Origin of the sequence: Stenotrophomonas sp. OVS01A (assembly GCF_019969775.1) — a bacterium.
GTDB classification, from domain to species: Bacteria; Pseudomonadota; Gammaproteobacteria; order Xanthomonadales; family Xanthomonadaceae; genus Stenotrophomonas; species Stenotrophomonas indicatrix.
In genome coordinates this window covers 620061-636053 of sequence record NZ_JAHXYV010000001.1, presented here as the reverse complement: position 1 = coordinate 636053, position 15993 = coordinate 620061, and the positions used below count along the sequence as shown (strand labels likewise).

General features: G+C 67.0%; 12 protein-coding genes. All 12 read left to right on the top strand.

Translation table 11 applies throughout. The features are described 5' to 3' along the window. Positions 1–2: 2 nt before the first annotated feature. The 12 genes from uppS to LC407_RS02930 all read left to right on the top strand — a co-directional run bounded on the left by uppS (position 3) and on the right by LC407_RS02930 (position 15915). Positions 3–770, top strand: coding sequence for a polyprenyl diphosphate synthase (gene uppS / locus LC407_RS02985; protein ID WP_025877665.1), 768 nt, complete (start codon positions 3–5; stop codon positions 768–770). Further along, entirely contained in the window at positions 767–1603 is an 837-nt protein-coding gene (locus tag LC407_RS02980; RefSeq protein WP_025877667.1) for a phosphatidate cytidylyltransferase, read from the top strand. The genes uppS and LC407_RS02980 overlap by 4 nt, the downstream gene beginning before the upstream one ends. Positions 1604–1605: 2 nt before the next feature. Then, entirely contained in the window at positions 1606–2796 is a 1191-nt protein-coding gene (locus tag LC407_RS02975) for a 1-deoxy-D-xylulose-5-phosphate reductoisomerase (RefSeq protein ID WP_033830714.1), read from the top strand. A gap of 55 nt (positions 2797–2851) precedes the next feature. Continuing rightward, positions 2852–4210 carry an RIP metalloprotease RseP gene (gene rseP, locus LC407_RS02970; protein WP_025877670.1) on the top strand — a complete coding sequence of 453 codons (1359 nt, stop codon included), beginning with the start codon at positions 2852–2854 and terminating at the stop codon, positions 4208–4210. A gap of 74 nt (positions 4211–4284) precedes the next feature. Next, complete coding sequence (bamA, locus tag LC407_RS02965; protein ID WP_025877671.1) at positions 4285–6648, top strand: outer membrane protein assembly factor BamA; 2364 nt, start codon at positions 4285–4287, stop codon at positions 6646–6648. 341 nt (positions 6649–6989) lie between these two features. Further along, entirely contained in the window at positions 6990–8012 is a 1023-nt protein-coding gene (gene lpxD / locus LC407_RS02960; protein WP_025877673.1) for a UDP-3-O-(3-hydroxymyristoyl)glucosamine N-acyltransferase, read from the top strand. Next, positions 8009–8464, top strand: a complete 456-nt coding sequence (fabZ, locus tag LC407_RS02955) for a 3-hydroxyacyl-ACP dehydratase FabZ (protein ID WP_025877675.1) — start codon at positions 8009–8011, stop codon at positions 8462–8464. The genes lpxD and fabZ overlap by 4 nt, the downstream gene beginning before the upstream one ends. 19 nt (positions 8465–8483) lie before the next feature. Beyond that, entirely contained in the window at positions 8484–9275 is a 792-nt protein-coding gene (gene lpxA, locus LC407_RS02950; RefSeq protein WP_025877677.1) for an acyl-ACP--UDP-N-acetylglucosamine O-acyltransferase, read from the top strand. Between the two features lie 53 nt (positions 9276–9328). After that, positions 9329–10531 (top strand): lipid-A-disaccharide synthase, encoded by a 1203-nt coding sequence (gene lpxB, locus LC407_RS02945; RefSeq protein ID WP_223482669.1) that lies wholly within the window; start codon positions 9329–9331, stop codon positions 10529–10531. Next, complete coding sequence (locus LC407_RS02940; RefSeq protein WP_140226669.1) at positions 10528–11199, top strand: ribonuclease HII; 672 nt, start codon at positions 10528–10530, stop codon at positions 11197–11199. The genes lpxB and LC407_RS02940 overlap by 4 nt, the downstream gene beginning before the upstream one ends. Before the next feature lie 215 nt (positions 11200–11414). Beyond that, on the top strand, positions 11415–14993 hold the full coding sequence (gene dnaE / locus LC407_RS02935) for a DNA polymerase III subunit alpha (RefSeq protein WP_134832224.1): 3579 nt from the start codon (positions 11415–11417) through the stop codon (positions 14991–14993). Positions 14994–15051: 58 nt separating this feature from the next. Further along, positions 15052–15915, top strand: coding sequence for a hypothetical protein (locus tag LC407_RS02930; protein WP_059063584.1), 864 nt, complete (start codon positions 15052–15054; stop codon positions 15913–15915). Positions 15916–15993 lie beyond the last annotated feature (78 nt).

Sequence of the window (15993 nt, the reverse complement as noted above, 5' to 3'; positions counted from 1 at the left end):
CGATGCCTTCAGTCCCGCCTCCCCTGCCGTCCGCCCTCCCGCGCCACGTCGCCATCATCATGGATGGCAACGGGCGTTGGGCACAGCAGCGCCGTCGCCCCCGCGTGATCGGCCATCGAGCCGGCGCGCGCGCGGTAAACCGCACCATCGAGCGCTGCCTGGAACTGGGCATTCCGGCGCTGACCCTGTTCGCGTTCTCCAGCGAGAACTGGGGCCGGCCGCAGGAAGAAGTCGATGCGTTGATGAAGCTGTTCCTCGGCGCGCTCGACCGCGAAGTGGACGAGCTGCATCGGCGCGGCGTGCGCGTGCGCTTCATCGGCGAACGCGAGCGCTTCGGTGCTGCCCTGGTCAGCCGCATGCAGCTGGCCGAACAGCGCACCGCTGACAACCGCGCCCTGACCCTGTCGATCGCCGCCAGCTATGGTGGCCGTCAGGACATCGCCCGTGCCGCACGCGCACTGGCCGTTGAAGTTGCAGCCGGCCGCCTGCTTCCCGAGCAGATCGACGAATCCCTGCTGGGGCGACAGGTGGCCCTGGCCGACCTGCCGCCACCGGACCTGTTCATCCGCACCGGCGGCGATACCCGCATCAGCAATTTCCTGCTGTGGCAGCTGGCGTATACCGAGCTGTGGTTCACCGAAGCGCTGTGGCCGGATTTCGATGCCGCGCAGCTGCAGCTGGCGCTGGATGCCTACGCCAGCCGTGAGCGCCGCTTCGGCCTGACCAGCGCCCAGATCGCCGCCCTGGCCACCGAGACGTCCAGCCCATGACCAAGACCCGAGTCCTCGCCGCGCTGATCATGGCGCCGGTCGCCATTGCGGCGATCCTGTTGCTGCCCACGCAATGGCTGGCCGCCGCCGCCGCTGCCGTGCTGCTGATCGGCCTGTGGGAATGGCTGAAGCTGGCGGACGTCGAAGACACCCTCGCCCGCACCGTGCTGCTGGTCCTCAACCTGGTGCTGATGGTGCTGCTGGTGTGGGCCGATGCCGGCACCCTGGTGCTGTTCCAGATCGCGACCCTGGTGGGCGTGGCATGGTGGCTGGGCGCGCTGGTGTGGCTGCGCTTCTTCAACTTCGGCGCGCAGCCTGGCAGTCCGGCGCGCATCCTCAAGCTGCTGGCCGGCACCCTGGCCATCGTGCCGGCGTGGGCTGCGCTGGTGCTGATCCATGCCGGCGGCGACCCGCCCGGCCATCAGGGCCACCTGTGGCTGCTGGCCGCACTGGCACTGGTCTGGGCCGCTGATTCGGGCGCCTACTTCGCTGGCCGTCACTTCGGCAAGCACAAGCTGGCGCCGCGGATCAGCCCGAACAAGACCTGGGAAGGCCTCGTCGGCGGGCTGATCGCCGGCGTTGCGGTGGCCGTCGGCCTGGGCTGGCTGGCCGGCATCGATGCCGCGCACCTGCCCGGCCTGCTGGTTACCTCGGTGGTGGCCGTATTCGCCTCGGTACTGGGCGACCTGTTCGAAAGCCTGATCAAGCGCCATGCCGGCGCCAAGGATTCAGGCCACCTGATCCCCGGCCACGGCGGCGTGCTCGACCGCGTCGACGGCGTGCTGGCGGCCATCCCGGTGTTCGCACTGGGCAAGGAAATCTTCGGGTTCTGACCATGGAAGCTGCTGCAGACCTGCGCCGGGTCGCCGTATTCGGCGCCACCGGCTCGATTGGTGCCTCCACGCTTGACGTGATCGCCCGCCATCCGCTGCGGTACCAGGCCACCGTGCTTGCCGCCGGCCGCCAGGTACAGGCGCTGCTGGCCCTGTGCCGGCAGCACCGGCCCGCGCATGCGGTGATCGCCGATGAAACCCTGTATGCCGAACTGCGCGACGGCCTGCGCGAAGCCGGCCTGGCCACCCAGGCCCACGCTGGCCATGCCGCGCTGGACCAGCTGGCGGCCAGCGACGCCTGCGACACCGTGGTTGCCGCGATCGTCGGCGCCGCCGGCCTGTCCTCGACCCTGGCCGCCGCTGCGGCCGGCAAGCGCATCCTGCTGGCCAACAAGGAATCGCTGGTACTGGCCGGTGAACTGCTGACCCGCACCGCCGAACGTGCCGGCGCCGAGATCATCCCGATCGACAGCGAGCACAGTGCGATCTTCCAGTGCCTGCGTTCACGGGATGCCAGCCTCGACGGTGCCGGCGTGCGCCGCATTCTGCTGACCGCCTCGGGTGGCCCATTCCGCGGGCGCAGCCGCGCCGAACTGCAGCAGGTCACCCCGGCCCAGGCCGTGGCGCATCCGAAGTGGTCGATGGGGCCGAAGATCTCGGTCGATTCGGCGACGTTGATGAACAAAGGCCTGGAAGTGATCGAGGCCCACCACCTGTTCGGCATCCCCGGCGAGCGCATCGAGGTGCTGGTGCATCCGCAGAGCCTGGTGCATTCGCTGGTGGAGTTCGTTGATGGCTCCACGCTGGCGCAGATGGGGCTGCCGGACATGCGCACCACCCTGGCCGTAGGCCTGGGCTGGCCGCAACGGATCGAATCGGGCGTGTCCGGGCTGGACCTGCTCGCCCAGGGCCGGCTGGATTTCGAGGCCCCCGACACCGACGCCTTCCCCTGCCTGGCCTTGGCGTGGCAAGCGATGCGCGCCGGTGGCACCGCCCCGGCGGTGCTGAACGCCGCCAACGAAGAGGCTGTTTCAGCGTTTCTTCAGGGCCGCATAGGCTTCCTGACCATTCCGACGCTGGTTGCTAACGCTCTTTCAACACTGCCGACCGAACCAGCCGATACACTTGAGGTTCTGTTGTCCGCCGACCAGCGGGCCCGCCAGCTGACCCTGAACGCCATCGCCGCCACCTGAACAGCGCACCCATCCCGTATGACGCCGCCGCCCGTGTCCGCCAATGTGAACCTGCATGACTGACTTCATCGGATCGGTCTGGTGGATGATCGTCAGCCTTGGGCTGCTGGTCACCTTCCACGAATTCGGGCACTACTGGGTCGGGCGCCTGTGCGGGGTCAAGGTGCTGCGCTTCTCGGTGGGCTTCGGCCGTCCGCTGTGGTCGCGCCGCGACCGCCATGGCACCGAGTTCGCCATTGCCGCCATCCCGCTGGGCGGCTATGTGAAATTCCTCGACGAACGCGAAGTCGAGGTCCATCCGCACGAGCGCGGCCAGGCCTTCAACCACAAGACCGTGTGGCAGCGCATCGCCATCGTCGCGGCCGGCCCGATCGCCAACCTGCTGCTGTGCATCCTGCTGCTGTGGGCGATGTTCGTGATCGGCAAGCAGGACTATTCGGCAACCGTCGGCCGCGCTACCGGCATGGCCGCCACGGCCGGGCTCGGCAGTGGTGACCGCCTGCTGCGCGTGGACGGCCGCGATGTGATCACCCTGGGTGAGGCCAGCATGGCCCTGACCGCGGCGGCGATGGACCGTCGCGATGTGACCCTGGAGGTGCTCGACCCCGCAGACCAGCTGCGCTCGCGCACCCTGCCGCTGTCGCAGCTGCCGGCCGGTTTCGATGAACGCCGGGTTCCGATCCTGGCCGGCGTGTACTGGCGTGCGTGGCTGCAGCCGCCGCTGGTGGACAACATCGTGAAGGGTTCGGCTGCAGAGGGTCACCTGCAGGCCGGCGATCTGATCGTGGCGATCGACGGCCAGCGCATCGACAGCGTCGAGCAGGCCATCAGCGAAGTGGGCAGCCTCGGCCGCCGCGGTGGCCCGGCGATGATCGAGGTGCTGCGTGGTGGCGAGCGCCTGGCGCTGGAGATCACCCCGCGCCAGGGCAAGGACGGCAAGGGCCAGCCCATCTGGCAGATCGGCGCCGGCTTTGCCCAGAGCTACAGCCCCGCCTACGACACCCTGCTCAAGTTCGGCCCGCTGCAGTCGGTCACGGTCGCGGTGCGCGAAACCGGCAGGATGGCCGCCGATTCATTGGCCATGATGGGCCGGATCGTGACCGGCAAAGCCTCGCTGCAGAACGTTTCCGGCCCGGTCACCATTGCCCGGGTCGCCAATATTTCGGCCAAACGCGGCGTGGACTGGTTCATCCAGTTCCTCGCCCTGCTGTCGCTGAGCCTGTGCATCATCAACCTGCTGCCGATCCCCATCTTGGACGGCGGCCACCTGCTGTATTACCTTATCGAGTTGGTCAAGGGCAGCCCGCTGAGCGAGCGTGCCGTCGCCGCCGGCCAATACATCGGCCTGGCGTTGCTGGCCGGGCTGATGGGATTGGCGTTCTACAACGACATCCTCGGCCTGGTCCCGCGATGAACTTTTCCATGTTTTTGCCGTCTACAGCGTCGGCATCCCTTACCAATGAAATCGACCTTCCTACCGGACGTGACATGACGCGACTCCCCAATCGCCGCCTGCTGGCCCTCGCCCTCGCCGCCGTCACCGGCGCTCCCGCCCTGGCCCAGGCAGCCGAGCCCTTCACTGTCAGCGACATCCGCGTCGACGGCCTGCAGCGCATCAGCTCCGGTACGGTGTTCACCTACCTGCCGGTCGAGCGTGGCGAGACCGTCACCGACAGCAAGGTCGGCGAGACCATCCGCGCCCTGTACAAGACCGGCTTCTTCGAAGACGTGCAGCTGGATCGCCAGGGCAGCATCCTGGTGGTGACCGTCAAGGAACGTCCGGCGATCAACAAGCTGACCGTCACCGGCAACAAGGACATCAAGTCCGACCAGCTGCTCAAGGGCCTGTCCGACATCGGCCTGACCGAAGGCGGCACCTTCGATCGCCTGAGCCTGGATCGCGTGACCCAGGAACTTCGCCGCCAGTACAACGATCGTGGCAAATACACCGTCGACATCACCCCGACCGTGAGCCCGCTGGACCGTAATCGCGTCGACATCGCCATCGCGATCAAGGAAGGCAAGGCGGCCAAGATCCGCCACGTCAACATCGTCGGCACCGAGAAGTACGACAGCAAGGACATCCTGGAGTACTGGGAGTCCAAGGAGCACAACTGGGCGTCGTGGTACCGCCGTGACGACCAGTACTCCAAGGAAAAGCTGTCCGGCGACCTGGAAAAGCTCAACTCCTGGTACCTGGACCGCGGCTATGTCGACTTCAGCATCGACTCGACGCAGGTGTCGATCAGCCCCGACAAGCGCGACATGTTCATCACCGCCGGCGTGACCGAAGGCGACCAGTACAAGATCTCCGAGATCAAGGTCAGCGGCGATACGATCCTGCCGCAGGAAGACGTCGAGCGCATGGTCGTGCAGAAGTCCGGCGACACGTTCTCGCGTGCCCTGCTGGAATTCAGCTCAGACTCGATCACCAACTCGCTGTCCAACATCGGTTATGCCTTCGCCAAGGTGAACCCGATTCCGACCACCAACCGCGCCGAGCAGACCGTGGCGGTCAACATGCAGGTCGTGCCCGGCCCGCGCGTGACCGTCCGCCGCATCATCTTCAAGGGCAATACCCGCACCTCCGATGAGGTGATGCGCCGCGAAATGCGCCAGTTCGAGAACAGCTGGTACTCGCAGGCCGCGATCGACCGTTCCAAGATCCGCCTGCAGCGCCTGGGTTACTTCGAGGCGGTGGAAGTGGAAACCCCGCCCGTCAGCGGCAGCAACGACCAGGTCGACGTCGTCTACAACGTCAAGGAAACCACCTCGGGCAGCTTCGTGTTCGGCCTGGGCTATTCGCAGTCCTACGGCATGACCACCTCGGTGCAGCTGTCGCAGAACAACTTCCTGGGCGGCGGCAACCGCGTGTCGGTCGAAGCCTCGCGCAGCAGCTACCTGCAGCGCTACGGCTTCAGCTACACCAACCCGTACTTCACCGATGACGGCGTCTCGCTGGGTTACAACCTGTCCTGGCGCGAACTGGACTACTCCGACTTCAACACCGCGCAGTACAACAGCACCAACGGTTCGGCGCAGGTGGTATTCGGCGTGCCGATCACCGAGACCGACACCGTCTCGCTGATGTTCGGCATCGACAGCAACCAGATCACCACGTACGCGGGCTCGACCCCGCAGTCCATCATCGACTACATCAATGTGATCGGGCGCCGCACGTTCCACTCCTGGCGCACTGAGCTGGGCTGGGCCCGCGACTCGCGCAACGACTACTTCATGCCGACCCGCGGTACCTACCAGCGCGTGGGCCTGGAAACCACGCTGCCCGGCTCGACCGTCGAGTACTACAAGCTCAACTACCAGATCAGCAAATACTGGCCGATCATCCCCTCGCTGGTCATCAACACCCGCGCGGAAGTTGGCTACGGCGACAGCTATGGCAATGACAAGACCGCGATGGTGCCGGACAAGGATGGCAACCTGCGCTCGGTGACCGCGTCGGGCCTGCCGTTCTACGAGAACTTCTACGCCGGTGGTACCAACTCGGTTCGTGGCTTCGAGGACAACACGCTCGGCCCGCGCGAAGTCACCAACGGCTACCCGAACGGCCAGCCGCTGGGTGGTTCGCTGAAGACCGTCGGTTCGGTCGAAGCCTACTTCCCGCGCCTGTTCGACAGCCCGTCGGCCCGTGTGTCGGCCTTCGTCGACTTCGGCAACGTCTACAACGGCACCGACAACTTCAAGGCCAACGAGCTGCGCGTCTCCACTGGTGTAGCCCTGCTGTGGCGCGCCCCGGTCGGCCCGATCTCGATCAGCTACGCGTTCCCGCTGAAGAAGAAGGACGGCGACGAGATCGAACGTCTGCAATTTACGTTTGGTGGCCAGTTCTAACTGGCCCCCAGACGGGGTACGAATCGCCGGGCTCTGCCCGGCGTTTTCGTTTTCGGGCGCCCGCGCGGGCGCGGCAGCCGAACTGCTTTTGATTTTTTCTGTTTTTCCGTGGCTGGCACTCGCGCCAGACCGTCGAAGGGCGGATGGGTGGGGCCCGCGAGGGTGTGAGCCGCATGGATGCGGCGACCAAGGCTACAGGGACGTACTTGCGCCGTCCCTCGCGGGCCCCACCCGTCCGACCCGGCCCTCGGGCCTCACTCTGCCAGCCACGAGGGGCCCCGCCGTTGGCCGCAGAACCGCTCCCGCATGACCGCAATGGCGTCACACGTTAAACTCCCGCCGTGAATACTCCTACCTACACCGCCCAGCAACTCGCCGATCAGTTCGGCCTGCAGGTCCATGGCGACCCAGGCACCGCCATCCATGGCGTGGCCACCCTCGCCCATGCCGGTGCCGGCCAGCTGACCTTCCTTGCCAATCCGCGCTACCGCGCCCAGCTGGCCGACAGCCAGGCCGGCATCGTGGTGCTGCGCGCCGAGGATGCCGACGCGGCTCCCGGCACCGCGCTGGTTGCCAAGGACCCTTACACCACCTTTGCCAAGATCGGCGCGCTGTTCGACATCGCCCCGACCCGCCCGCCCGGCATCCATCCCAGCGCAGTGATCGACCCGCAGGCGCAGGTCGCCGCCAGCGCCCACGTCGGTCCGTTCGTCACCATCGGCGCACGCAGCGTCATCGGCGAGAACTGCATCATCGGCGCCGGCAGCATCATCGGCGAAGACTGCACCCTCGACAGCGGCTGTGAACTGATCGCCCGCGTCACCCTGGTCACCCGCGTCAAGCTGGGCAAGCGCGTGCGCATCCATCCCGGCGCCGTGCTGGGCGCCGATGGCTTCGGCCTGGCCATGGACGCTGGCAAATGGATCAAGGTGCCGCAGCTTGGCGGCGTGCGCATCGGCGACGACTGCGAGATCGGCGCCAACACCTGTGTCGACCGTGGCGCGCTGGAAGACACCGTGCTGGCCGAGGACGTCCGCCTGGACAACCTGGTACAGATCGCACACAACGTGCAGATCGGCGCGCACTCGGCCATCGCCGGCTGCACCGGCATTGCCGGCAGCGCCAAGATCGGCCGTTACTGCCTGCTCGGCGGCGCCGTTGGCGTCGTCGGTCATCTTGAAATCTGCGACAAGGTCGTGATCACCGGCAAATCGGTGGTCCGCAACTCCATCACCGAGCCGGGCGAGTATTCCTCCGGCACGCCCCTGACCGACAACCGCACGTGGCGCAAGAATGCCGCGCGCTTCAAGCAGCTCGATGCACTGGCCCGTCGCATCCTGTCTGTGAGCAAGGAGAAAGAATGAGCCACACCCAGACCCTGCCGGACATGGCGCAGATCCAGACGCTGCTTCCGCACCGCTACCCGTTCCTGCTGGTGGACAAGGTGGTGTCGATCGACTACGAGAAGCGCACGATCGTCGCGACCAAGAACGTCAGCATCAACGAGCCGTTCTTCCAGGGCCACTTCCCGGGCCAGCCGATCATGCCTGGCGTGCTGATCATCGAAGCCATGGCCCAGGCCGGCGGCGTGCTGACCCAGTTGACGCTGGGCCGCGATGCGCAGTCCAAGCTGTTCTACATGGTCAAGGTCGACAAGGCCCGCTTCACCAAGCAGGTGGTGCCCGGTGACGTGCTGGAGATGCACGTGGAGATCAAGCGCGTGATCCGCAACATGGCCGTGTACGACTGTGTGGCCAAGGTCGACGGCGAAGTCGTCGCCTGCGCCGAGGTGCTGTGCGCCGGCACCCGCGAATGACCCTGGCTGGAGGTCCGAGATGAGCGACAACGCCCCCCTGATCCACCCTACTGCCGTGATCGATCCGTCGGCGCGCCTGGCCGACGATGTCCGCGTGGGCGCGTTCACGATCATCGGGCCGGACGTCGAGATCGGTGCCGGCACCGAGGTCGGTCCGCACTGCAGCATCCATGGCCCGACCCGGATCGGCCGCGACAACCGTTTCATCGGCCATGTCGCGGTCGGCGGCGAACCGCAGGACAAGAAGTACGGCGGTGAACGCACCGAACTGGTGATCGGCGACCGCAACGTGTTCCGCGAGTTCGTCACCCTCAACCGTGGCACTGGCGGCGGCGGTGGCATCACCACCATCGGCGATGACAACTGGATGCTGGCCTACACGCACGTGGCCCACGATTGCCACGTCGGCAACTTCTGCGTGTTCTCCAACAACACCACCCTGGCCGGGCACGTGACCGTGGGTGACTACGTGATCATCAGCGGCTTCGCTGGTGCGCACCAGTTCTGCCGCATCGGTGCACATGCCTTCCTCGGCATGGGCGCGCTGACCAATGGCGACGTCCCGCCGTTCACCATGGTCGGCACCGACTCGCTGGGCCGCCCGCGCGGCATCAACAGCGAGGGCCTGAAGCGTCGCGGCTTCGATCCCGAACGCATCACCGCCATCAAGCGTGCCTACCGCACGCTGTACGTGGCGGGCCTGCCGCTGGCCGAAGCCAAGGCACAGCTGGCCGAGCAGGCGCGCGACAGTGACGACGTCAAGTCGATGCTGGACTTCATCGAGCACACCGAGAGGCACCTGCTGCGATGAGCAGCGCGACCGGCCAGGCGCCGGCCGGCGCCGAGGTGATTTCGCTGGCCTCGATGGCCGGCAGCGTGCCTGCACACCGGGTGCTCAGCGAGCGCCCGTTGCGGATCGCCCTCGTCGCCGGTGAAGCCTCCGGCGACCTGCTAGGCGCAGGCCTGGTGCGCGAACTGAAGGCCCGCTTCCCGCATGCCGAATTCGCCGGCATCGGCGGCGATGCCATGCGCAGCGCCGGCTGCCAGACCTGGCACGATGCCAGCGAACTGGCGGTGATGGGCCTGACCGAAGTCCTGCGCCATCTGCCGCGGCTGCTCAAGCTGCGTTCGGCCTTCCGCCAGCGTGCGCTGGAGTGGCAACCGGATGTGTTCATCGGCATCGACGCTCCGGACTTCAATCTGGGCATCGAACGCTGGCTGAAACAGCGTGGCGTGCGCACCGTGCACTACGTCAGCCCTTCGGTATGGGCATGGCGCGAGAAGCGTGCCGAGAAGATCGGCAGCAGCGCCGACCTGGTGCTGTGCCTGTTCCCGATGGAACCGCCGATCTACGCCAAGCACGGCATCGACGCGCGCTTCGTCGGCCATCCGATGGCCGATGACATCCCGCTGCACGTCGACCGGGAAGCGGCCCGGATCGAGCTCGGCCTGCCCGCCTCGGCCAAGGTGCTGGCCGTGCTTCCCGGCAGCCGCCTGGGCGAGATATCCAAGCTCGGCGAAGCCTTCTTCGAGGCCGCCTGGCAGGTATCCGAGCGCATTCCCGGCCTGCACGTGGTGGTGCCGGCGGCCAACGCGGCCTGCCGGCGCCTGATCGAAGAGCAGCTGTCACGCTCGGCGCTGCCGGTGGCCTATTCGCATGTACTGGACGGCCAGGCACGCAACGCGATGATCGCCGCCGACGTCGTGGTTCTGGCCTCCGGTACCGCCACCCTGGAGGCGATGCTGGTGAAGCGTCCGATGGTGGTCGGCTACCGGGTCAACGAACTGACGTACCGCCTGGTGAAGGCGCTGGGGTTGATCAAGGTCGACCGCTTCGCCCTGCCCAACATCCTGGCCGGCCAGGACCTGGCGCCAGAGCTGATGCAGCACGACTGCACGCCGGAAAAACTGGCCGCCGCCATCCAGCAGTGGTTCGACCATCCGCAGCGGATCGCCGACCTGCAGGGCACCTACGCGCGCCTGCATGAACGACTGCGCCGCAATGCATCGGCGCGCGCAGCCGATGCCGTTGGCGAGCTGCTGGTGCGCGGCCAGGAAAAGGCATGAGCCGCCGCCACGCCGCAGCCGCCAGCCTGGCCTTGTTCGATGGTGCCGCGGTGATCGACCCCGGCCACCGCATCGCCGGTGTCGACGAAGCCGGACGCGGACCGCTGGCCGGCCCCGTCGCGGTGGCAGCAGTGGTGTTCGATCCACAGCGGCCACGACTGAACGGCCTGGATGATTCCAAGCAGCTGACCGCGGCCCGCCGCGAGCAGCTGCATGACCGCATCCTCGACCGCGCCCTGGCCTGGCACGTGGTGCTGGTGGACGTGGAAGCCATTGACCGCCTGAACATCTATCAGGCCACCCTGCAGGGCATGCGCGATGTCGTCGCGGCGGTGGCCCACGTGGCCGGCTTCGCCCGCATCGACGGCAACGTGGTGCCCAAGGGGCTGGTGCTGCCGGCGCAGGCGCTGGTCGGCGGCGATGGCATCGACCGCGCGATCATGGCAGCCTCGATCCTGGCCAAGGTCTCGCGCGACCGCTACATGCTGGACCTGCACGCACGCCACCCGCAGTACGGCTTCGACCAGCACAAGGGCTACGGCACCCCGGCGCATCTGGCCGCCCTGCGTGAACACGGCCCGTGCGCGGAGCACCGGCGCAGCTTCGCCCCGGTGCGCGAGTGCCTGGAGGCGCCGCCGGCTGTGGCGGCCGCCATCGCGGTCGCCTGAACGTTCGCCGGGCATGGCCCGGCGCTACCACGGCAACATGAACGTCCCCGGTAGCGCCGTGCCATGCCCGACGGCATTGGCGATATCGCGCACCGTCAAGTCCTTGTCGCAACCCCCTGCCCTCGCTACCCTGACCGGGCACTCCAGCGCTTCCCGACCCCGGCGACGATTCCCGCGTCTGCACCCGGGGCCTGCGCGCTCCAACCTGGTCCGGCATGTCCAACTCCCGCTTCGTACATCTCCACGTCCACACCGAGTTCTCGCTGGCGGACTCCACCATCCGCGTGCCGGCCAAGCCGGACCAGGCTGACCCGAAGAAGGCCAAGCAGGCCAACCTGCTGTCGCGCTCGGTAGAACTCGGCCTGCCTGCGCTGGCGGTGACCGACCTCAACAACCTGTTCGCCCTGGTCAAGTTCTACAAGGCCGCCGAAGGCGTGGGCATCAAGCCCATCGCCGGCGCCGACGTGATGATCGCCGAAGAAGGCCAGGACCCGTGGCGGATGACCCTGCTGTGCCGCGACCGCGAGGGCTACCTGAGCCTGTCGCGTCTGCTGACCCGGGCATGGATGGAAGGCCATCGCCCCGAGGGCGGCGTGGCGGTGCATCCGGACTGGCTGAAGGCCGGCAACGCCAACCTGTTCGCCCTGGCCGGCCGTGACAGCCTGGCCGGGCGCCTGGCCCTGGATGGCAAGCACGATCTGGCCGAGCAGCAGCTGGCCGACTGGCAGCGCGTGTTCGGCGACGGCCTGCACCTGGAGCTGACCCGCACCGGCCGCGATGGCGAAGAGAGCTTCAACCAGTTCGCGCTGATGGCCGCCGGCCAGCGTGGCCTGCCGGTGATCGCCAGCAACGACGTACGCTTCCTGTCACCGTCCGATTTCAGCGCGCACGAAGCCCGCGTGTGCATCTCCACCGGCCGCGTGCTGGATGACCCCAAGCGCCCACGCGAGTACAGCGACCAGCAGTACCTGAAGTCGGCCGAAGAGATGTGCGCGCTGTTCGCCGACATCCCCGATGCGATCGACAACACGCTGGCGCTGGCCGAGCGCTGCAACATCGAGATGCGCTTGGGCACCTACTTCCTGCCCGACTATCCGGTGCCCGACGAGGAGACGCTGGACAGCTGGATCCGCAGCGAGTCGCGCAAGGGCCTGGCCGCACGCCTGGAAAAGAATCCCATCGCGCCCGGCATGACCGCGCAGGATTACAGCGACCGCCTCGAGTTCGAGCTGGACACCATCATCAAGATGGGCTTCCCCGGCTACTTCCTGATCGTGGCCGACTTCATCCAGTGGGGCAAGGCGCAGGGCATTCCGATCGGCCCGGGCCGTGGTTCGGGTGCGGGTTCGCTGGTGGCATGGGCGCTGCAGATCACCGATCTGGACCCGCTGCCGTACAACCTGCTGTTCGAGCGCTTCCTCAACCCCGAACGCGTGTCGATGCCCGACTTCGACATCGACTTCTGCATGGACCGCCGCGACGAAGTCATCGACTACGTTGCGCGCAAGTATGGCCGCGAGCGGGTCAGCCAGATCATCACCTACGGCACCATGGCAGCCAAGGCGGTGGTGCGCGATTCCGGCCGCGTGCTCGGCTTCCCCTACGGCCTGGTCGACGGCGTCGCCAAGCTGATCCCGAACATCCTCGGCATCTCGCTGAAGGATGCGATGGGTGAGGGCAAGGACAGCGAGATGGCTTCGCCCGAGCTGATCCAGCGCTACCAGAGCGAGGACGACGTCCGCGACCTGATCGACCTGGCGCGGCAGCTGGAAGACCTGACCCGCAACGCCGGCAAGCACGCCGGTGGCGTGGTGATCGCGCCCGAGCCGTTGAGCGAGTTCTGCCCGCTGTTTGCCGAACACGATGAAGACGGCCGCGGCAAGAATCCGGTCACCCAGTTCGACAAGAACGACGTTGAAGAAGTCGGCCTGGTGAAGTTCGACTTCCTCGGCCTGCGCACGCTGACGATCATCGACTGGGCGGTGAAGGCGATCAACAAGCGCCATGAGCGCGCCGGCATTCCGCCGGTGGACATCACCCAGCTGCCGCTGGACGATGCGCCCACCTACAAGGACATCTTCGCCTCGGGCAATACCGGCGCGGTGTTCCAGTTCGAATCCTCGGGCATGCGCCGCCTGCTGAAGGACGCCAAGCCCGACCGTTTCGAAGACCTGATCGCGCTGGTGTCGCTGTACCGACCCGGCCCGATGGACCTGATTCCCTCCTTCGTCGACCGCAAGCACGGGCGCGAAGACGTGGAGTATCCCGATCCGCGCACCGAGCGCATCCTGCGCGACACCTACGGCATCATGGTGTACCAGGAGCAGGTGATGCAGATGGCGCAGATCGTCGGCGGCTACTCGCTGGGCGGCGCCGACCTGCTGCGCCGTGCGATGGGCAAGAAGGTGCCGGCGGAAATGGCCAAGCACCGCGAGATCTTCCGCGAAGGTGCGGCCAAGGACGGCGTCGGCGAAGCCAAGGCCGATGCGATCTTCGACCTGATGGAGAAGTTCGCCGGCTACGGCTTCAACAAGTCGCATGCCGCCGCCTACGCGCTGGTGAGTTACCAGACGGCCTGGCTCAAGCGCCATTACCCGGCCGAGTTCATGGCCGCGACGCTGTCTTCGGACATGGACAACACCGAAAAGGTGGTCGGCTTCCTGGACGAGGTGCGCAACCTCGGCCTGACCGTGCTGCCGCCGAAGGTGAACCAGTCCGCCTTCATGTTTGAAGCGTCTACGCCGGACACGATCCAGTACGGCCTGGGGGCGATCAAGGGCGTCGGCCAGGGTGCCTGCGAAGCGGTGGTGGACGAACGCCTTCGCGGCGGCGACTACACCGATCTGCTCGATTTCTGCACCCGCATCGGTTCGGCCAAGCTCAACCGGCGCACGCTGGAAGCAATGATCAACTGCGGTGCGCTGGATGAGCTGGGCCACAACCGTGCCTCGCTGATGCTGCAGCTGCCGGAAGTGATCAAGGCCACCGAACAGATGGCGCGCGAGCGTGCGTCCGGCCAGAACTCGCTGTTCGGCGGCCCCGAGCCGGGCGTGCAGGCCATCCACCTGGAGCTGCAGGAAACCGACGAATGGCCGTTGCTGCAGCGCCTCAACGGCGAGCGCGACACGCTGGGCTTCTACCTCAGCGGCCACCCGTTCGACCCGTGGCGCGATGACGTGCGCGATCTGGTCGGTACCGACCTCGGCTCGGTGGAAAAGATCTGGAGTGCCAACAGCAACAGTGGTGGCGGCGAGAAGCGCTGGCGTCCGGAAGTGCAGACCGTGCTTGCCGGCCAGGTGGTCGGCGTGCGCCGCAAGGGCGAGAGCCAGATCTTCATCCAGCTGGAAGATGGCCGTGGCCGCGTCGAATGCAGCGCGTTCTCCGATGCCATGGCCGAGTTCGGCCACCTGATGACCAAGGACCGTATCCTGGTGGTCAAGGGCGGCCTGCGCGAAGACGAATTCAATGGCGGCTTCGCACTGCGCATCCGCCAGTGCTGGGACTTCGACGAGGTCTGTGCGAACTACGCCACGCGCCTGTCGCTGCGGCTGGACCTGCGCCATCAGCGGCCGGTGTGGGAGCGCATCGACGCCCTGCTCGACCGCCATCGCCCCGGCCGCACGCCCCTGCGCCTGGACCTGCTGCTGAAGGGCCCCGATGGCGGCATCGCCGGCATGCTCGATGTTTCCGGGCAGAGCGCGGTGCGCGTCGATTCCAAGCTGATGGAGGCGCTGCGCGCCGAACCGGCAGTGCGCACGCTGAAGGTGCGCTACAGCCCGCCATGGGCCAGCTGAGGCTGGCCCCACCCCGTTTCCGCTTTCCCGCTGCATACGTCAAGGACGATTGCCCGTAATGAAGAACCTGCTGTTGCCGATGATGGCCGCGCTCGCGCTGGCCGGCTGTTCCTCCAAGGTCGATTTCGAGATCGACAACCCGACCGATGCGCCGCTGGCGATCAGCATCGATGGCAAGGACCTGCCGGTGGCCGCGCACGCGTCGCGACCGATCAGCCTGGCTGCCGGTGAGCATCACCTGCATACCGACCGCCTGGGCGATGTGCGCTTCATCGTCTACGCCGACGGCCGCGGCGGCCTGATCAATCCCAGCCTCAGCGAGTACGTGACGGCGCGCGAGATCTATGTGACCGGCGAGGACAAGCTGAAGAACTTCGGCGTCAGCGGCCTGGGCATCGAGCTGGGCGGTGTCGAGTTCAAGGGACCGTTCGAAAAGCACCACGGCCTGTTCATCGACAAGACCTGGAACTTCGGCGTGCGCGAGCCGTTCCCCGAGGAGCAGGTGGTTGCGCACGTGGACTCGACCGGCGGCCGGATCAGCACCAAGATCTTCACCGCGCCCGAGTTCATCACCTACATCGAGGCCAGCATGGGCGAACCCGGTGCCTACAAGCGCGAGCAGCCCGCCGGCTACGTGGCCCCGGCCTACACGCTGGAACCGGCGCCGGCGCTGCCCGCGCTGGACCCGGCCTTCGAGGCCCATGCCGGTCCGGTGCGCGACATCTATGCCCGCTGGCTGAAGGCCAGCACGGCCAGCGAGCAGAAGGCCCTGCGCAAGGAAGACTTCCAGGCGCAGATGGCCTTCACCCAGGCCACCATGACGCTCGGCGCGAAGCTGCCGGTGGCGGCCAACCAGGCCTACAACGACTTCGTGACGATCCGCAGTACCGAAATGGCCCGCAGCGCGCTGGTCCTGCCCTGAACCGGCGGCCGGCGGACCGACTGGCGCCGCCGGCCCCCACTGCGCTACCGTCGGCTTCCAGACGAAGGCGTACGGGCC

Bases quoted from the DNA above. Each gene is read 5' to 3' on its own strand.
- uppS (WP_025877665.1), top strand. From the start codon at position 3: ATGCCTTCAGTCCCGCCTCCCCTGCCGTCCGCCCTCCCGCGCCACGTC.
- LC407_RS02980 (WP_025877667.1), top strand. From the start codon at position 767: ATGACCAAGACCCGAGTCCTCGCCGCGCTGATCATGGCGCCGGTCGCC.
- LC407_RS02975 (WP_033830714.1), top strand. From the start codon at position 1,606: ATGGAAGCTGCTGCAGACCTGCGCCGGGTCGCCGTATTCGGCGCCACC.
- rseP (WP_025877670.1), top strand. From the start codon at position 2,852: ATGACTGACTTCATCGGATCGGTCTGGTGGATGATCGTCAGCCTTGGG.
- bamA (WP_025877671.1), top strand. From the start codon at position 4,285: ATGACGCGACTCCCCAATCGCCGCCTGCTGGCCCTCGCCCTCGCCGCC.
- fabZ (WP_025877675.1), top strand. From the start codon at position 8,009: ATGAGCCACACCCAGACCCTGCCGGACATGGCGCAGATCCAGACGCTG.
- lpxA (WP_025877677.1), top strand. From the start codon at position 8,484: ATGAGCGACAACGCCCCCCTGATCCACCCTACTGCCGTGATCGATCCG.
- lpxB (WP_223482669.1), top strand. From the start codon at position 9,329: ATGGCCGGCAGCGTGCCTGCACACCGGGTGCTCAGCGAGCGCCCGTTG.
- LC407_RS02940 (WP_140226669.1), top strand. From the start codon at position 10,528: ATGAGCCGCCGCCACGCCGCAGCCGCCAGCCTGGCCTTGTTCGATGGT.
- dnaE (WP_134832224.1), top strand. From the start codon at position 11,415: ATGTCCAACTCCCGCTTCGTACATCTCCACGTCCACACCGAGTTCTCG.
- LC407_RS02930 (WP_059063584.1), top strand. From the start codon at position 15,052: ATGAAGAACCTGCTGTTGCCGATGATGGCCGCGCTCGCGCTGGCCGGC.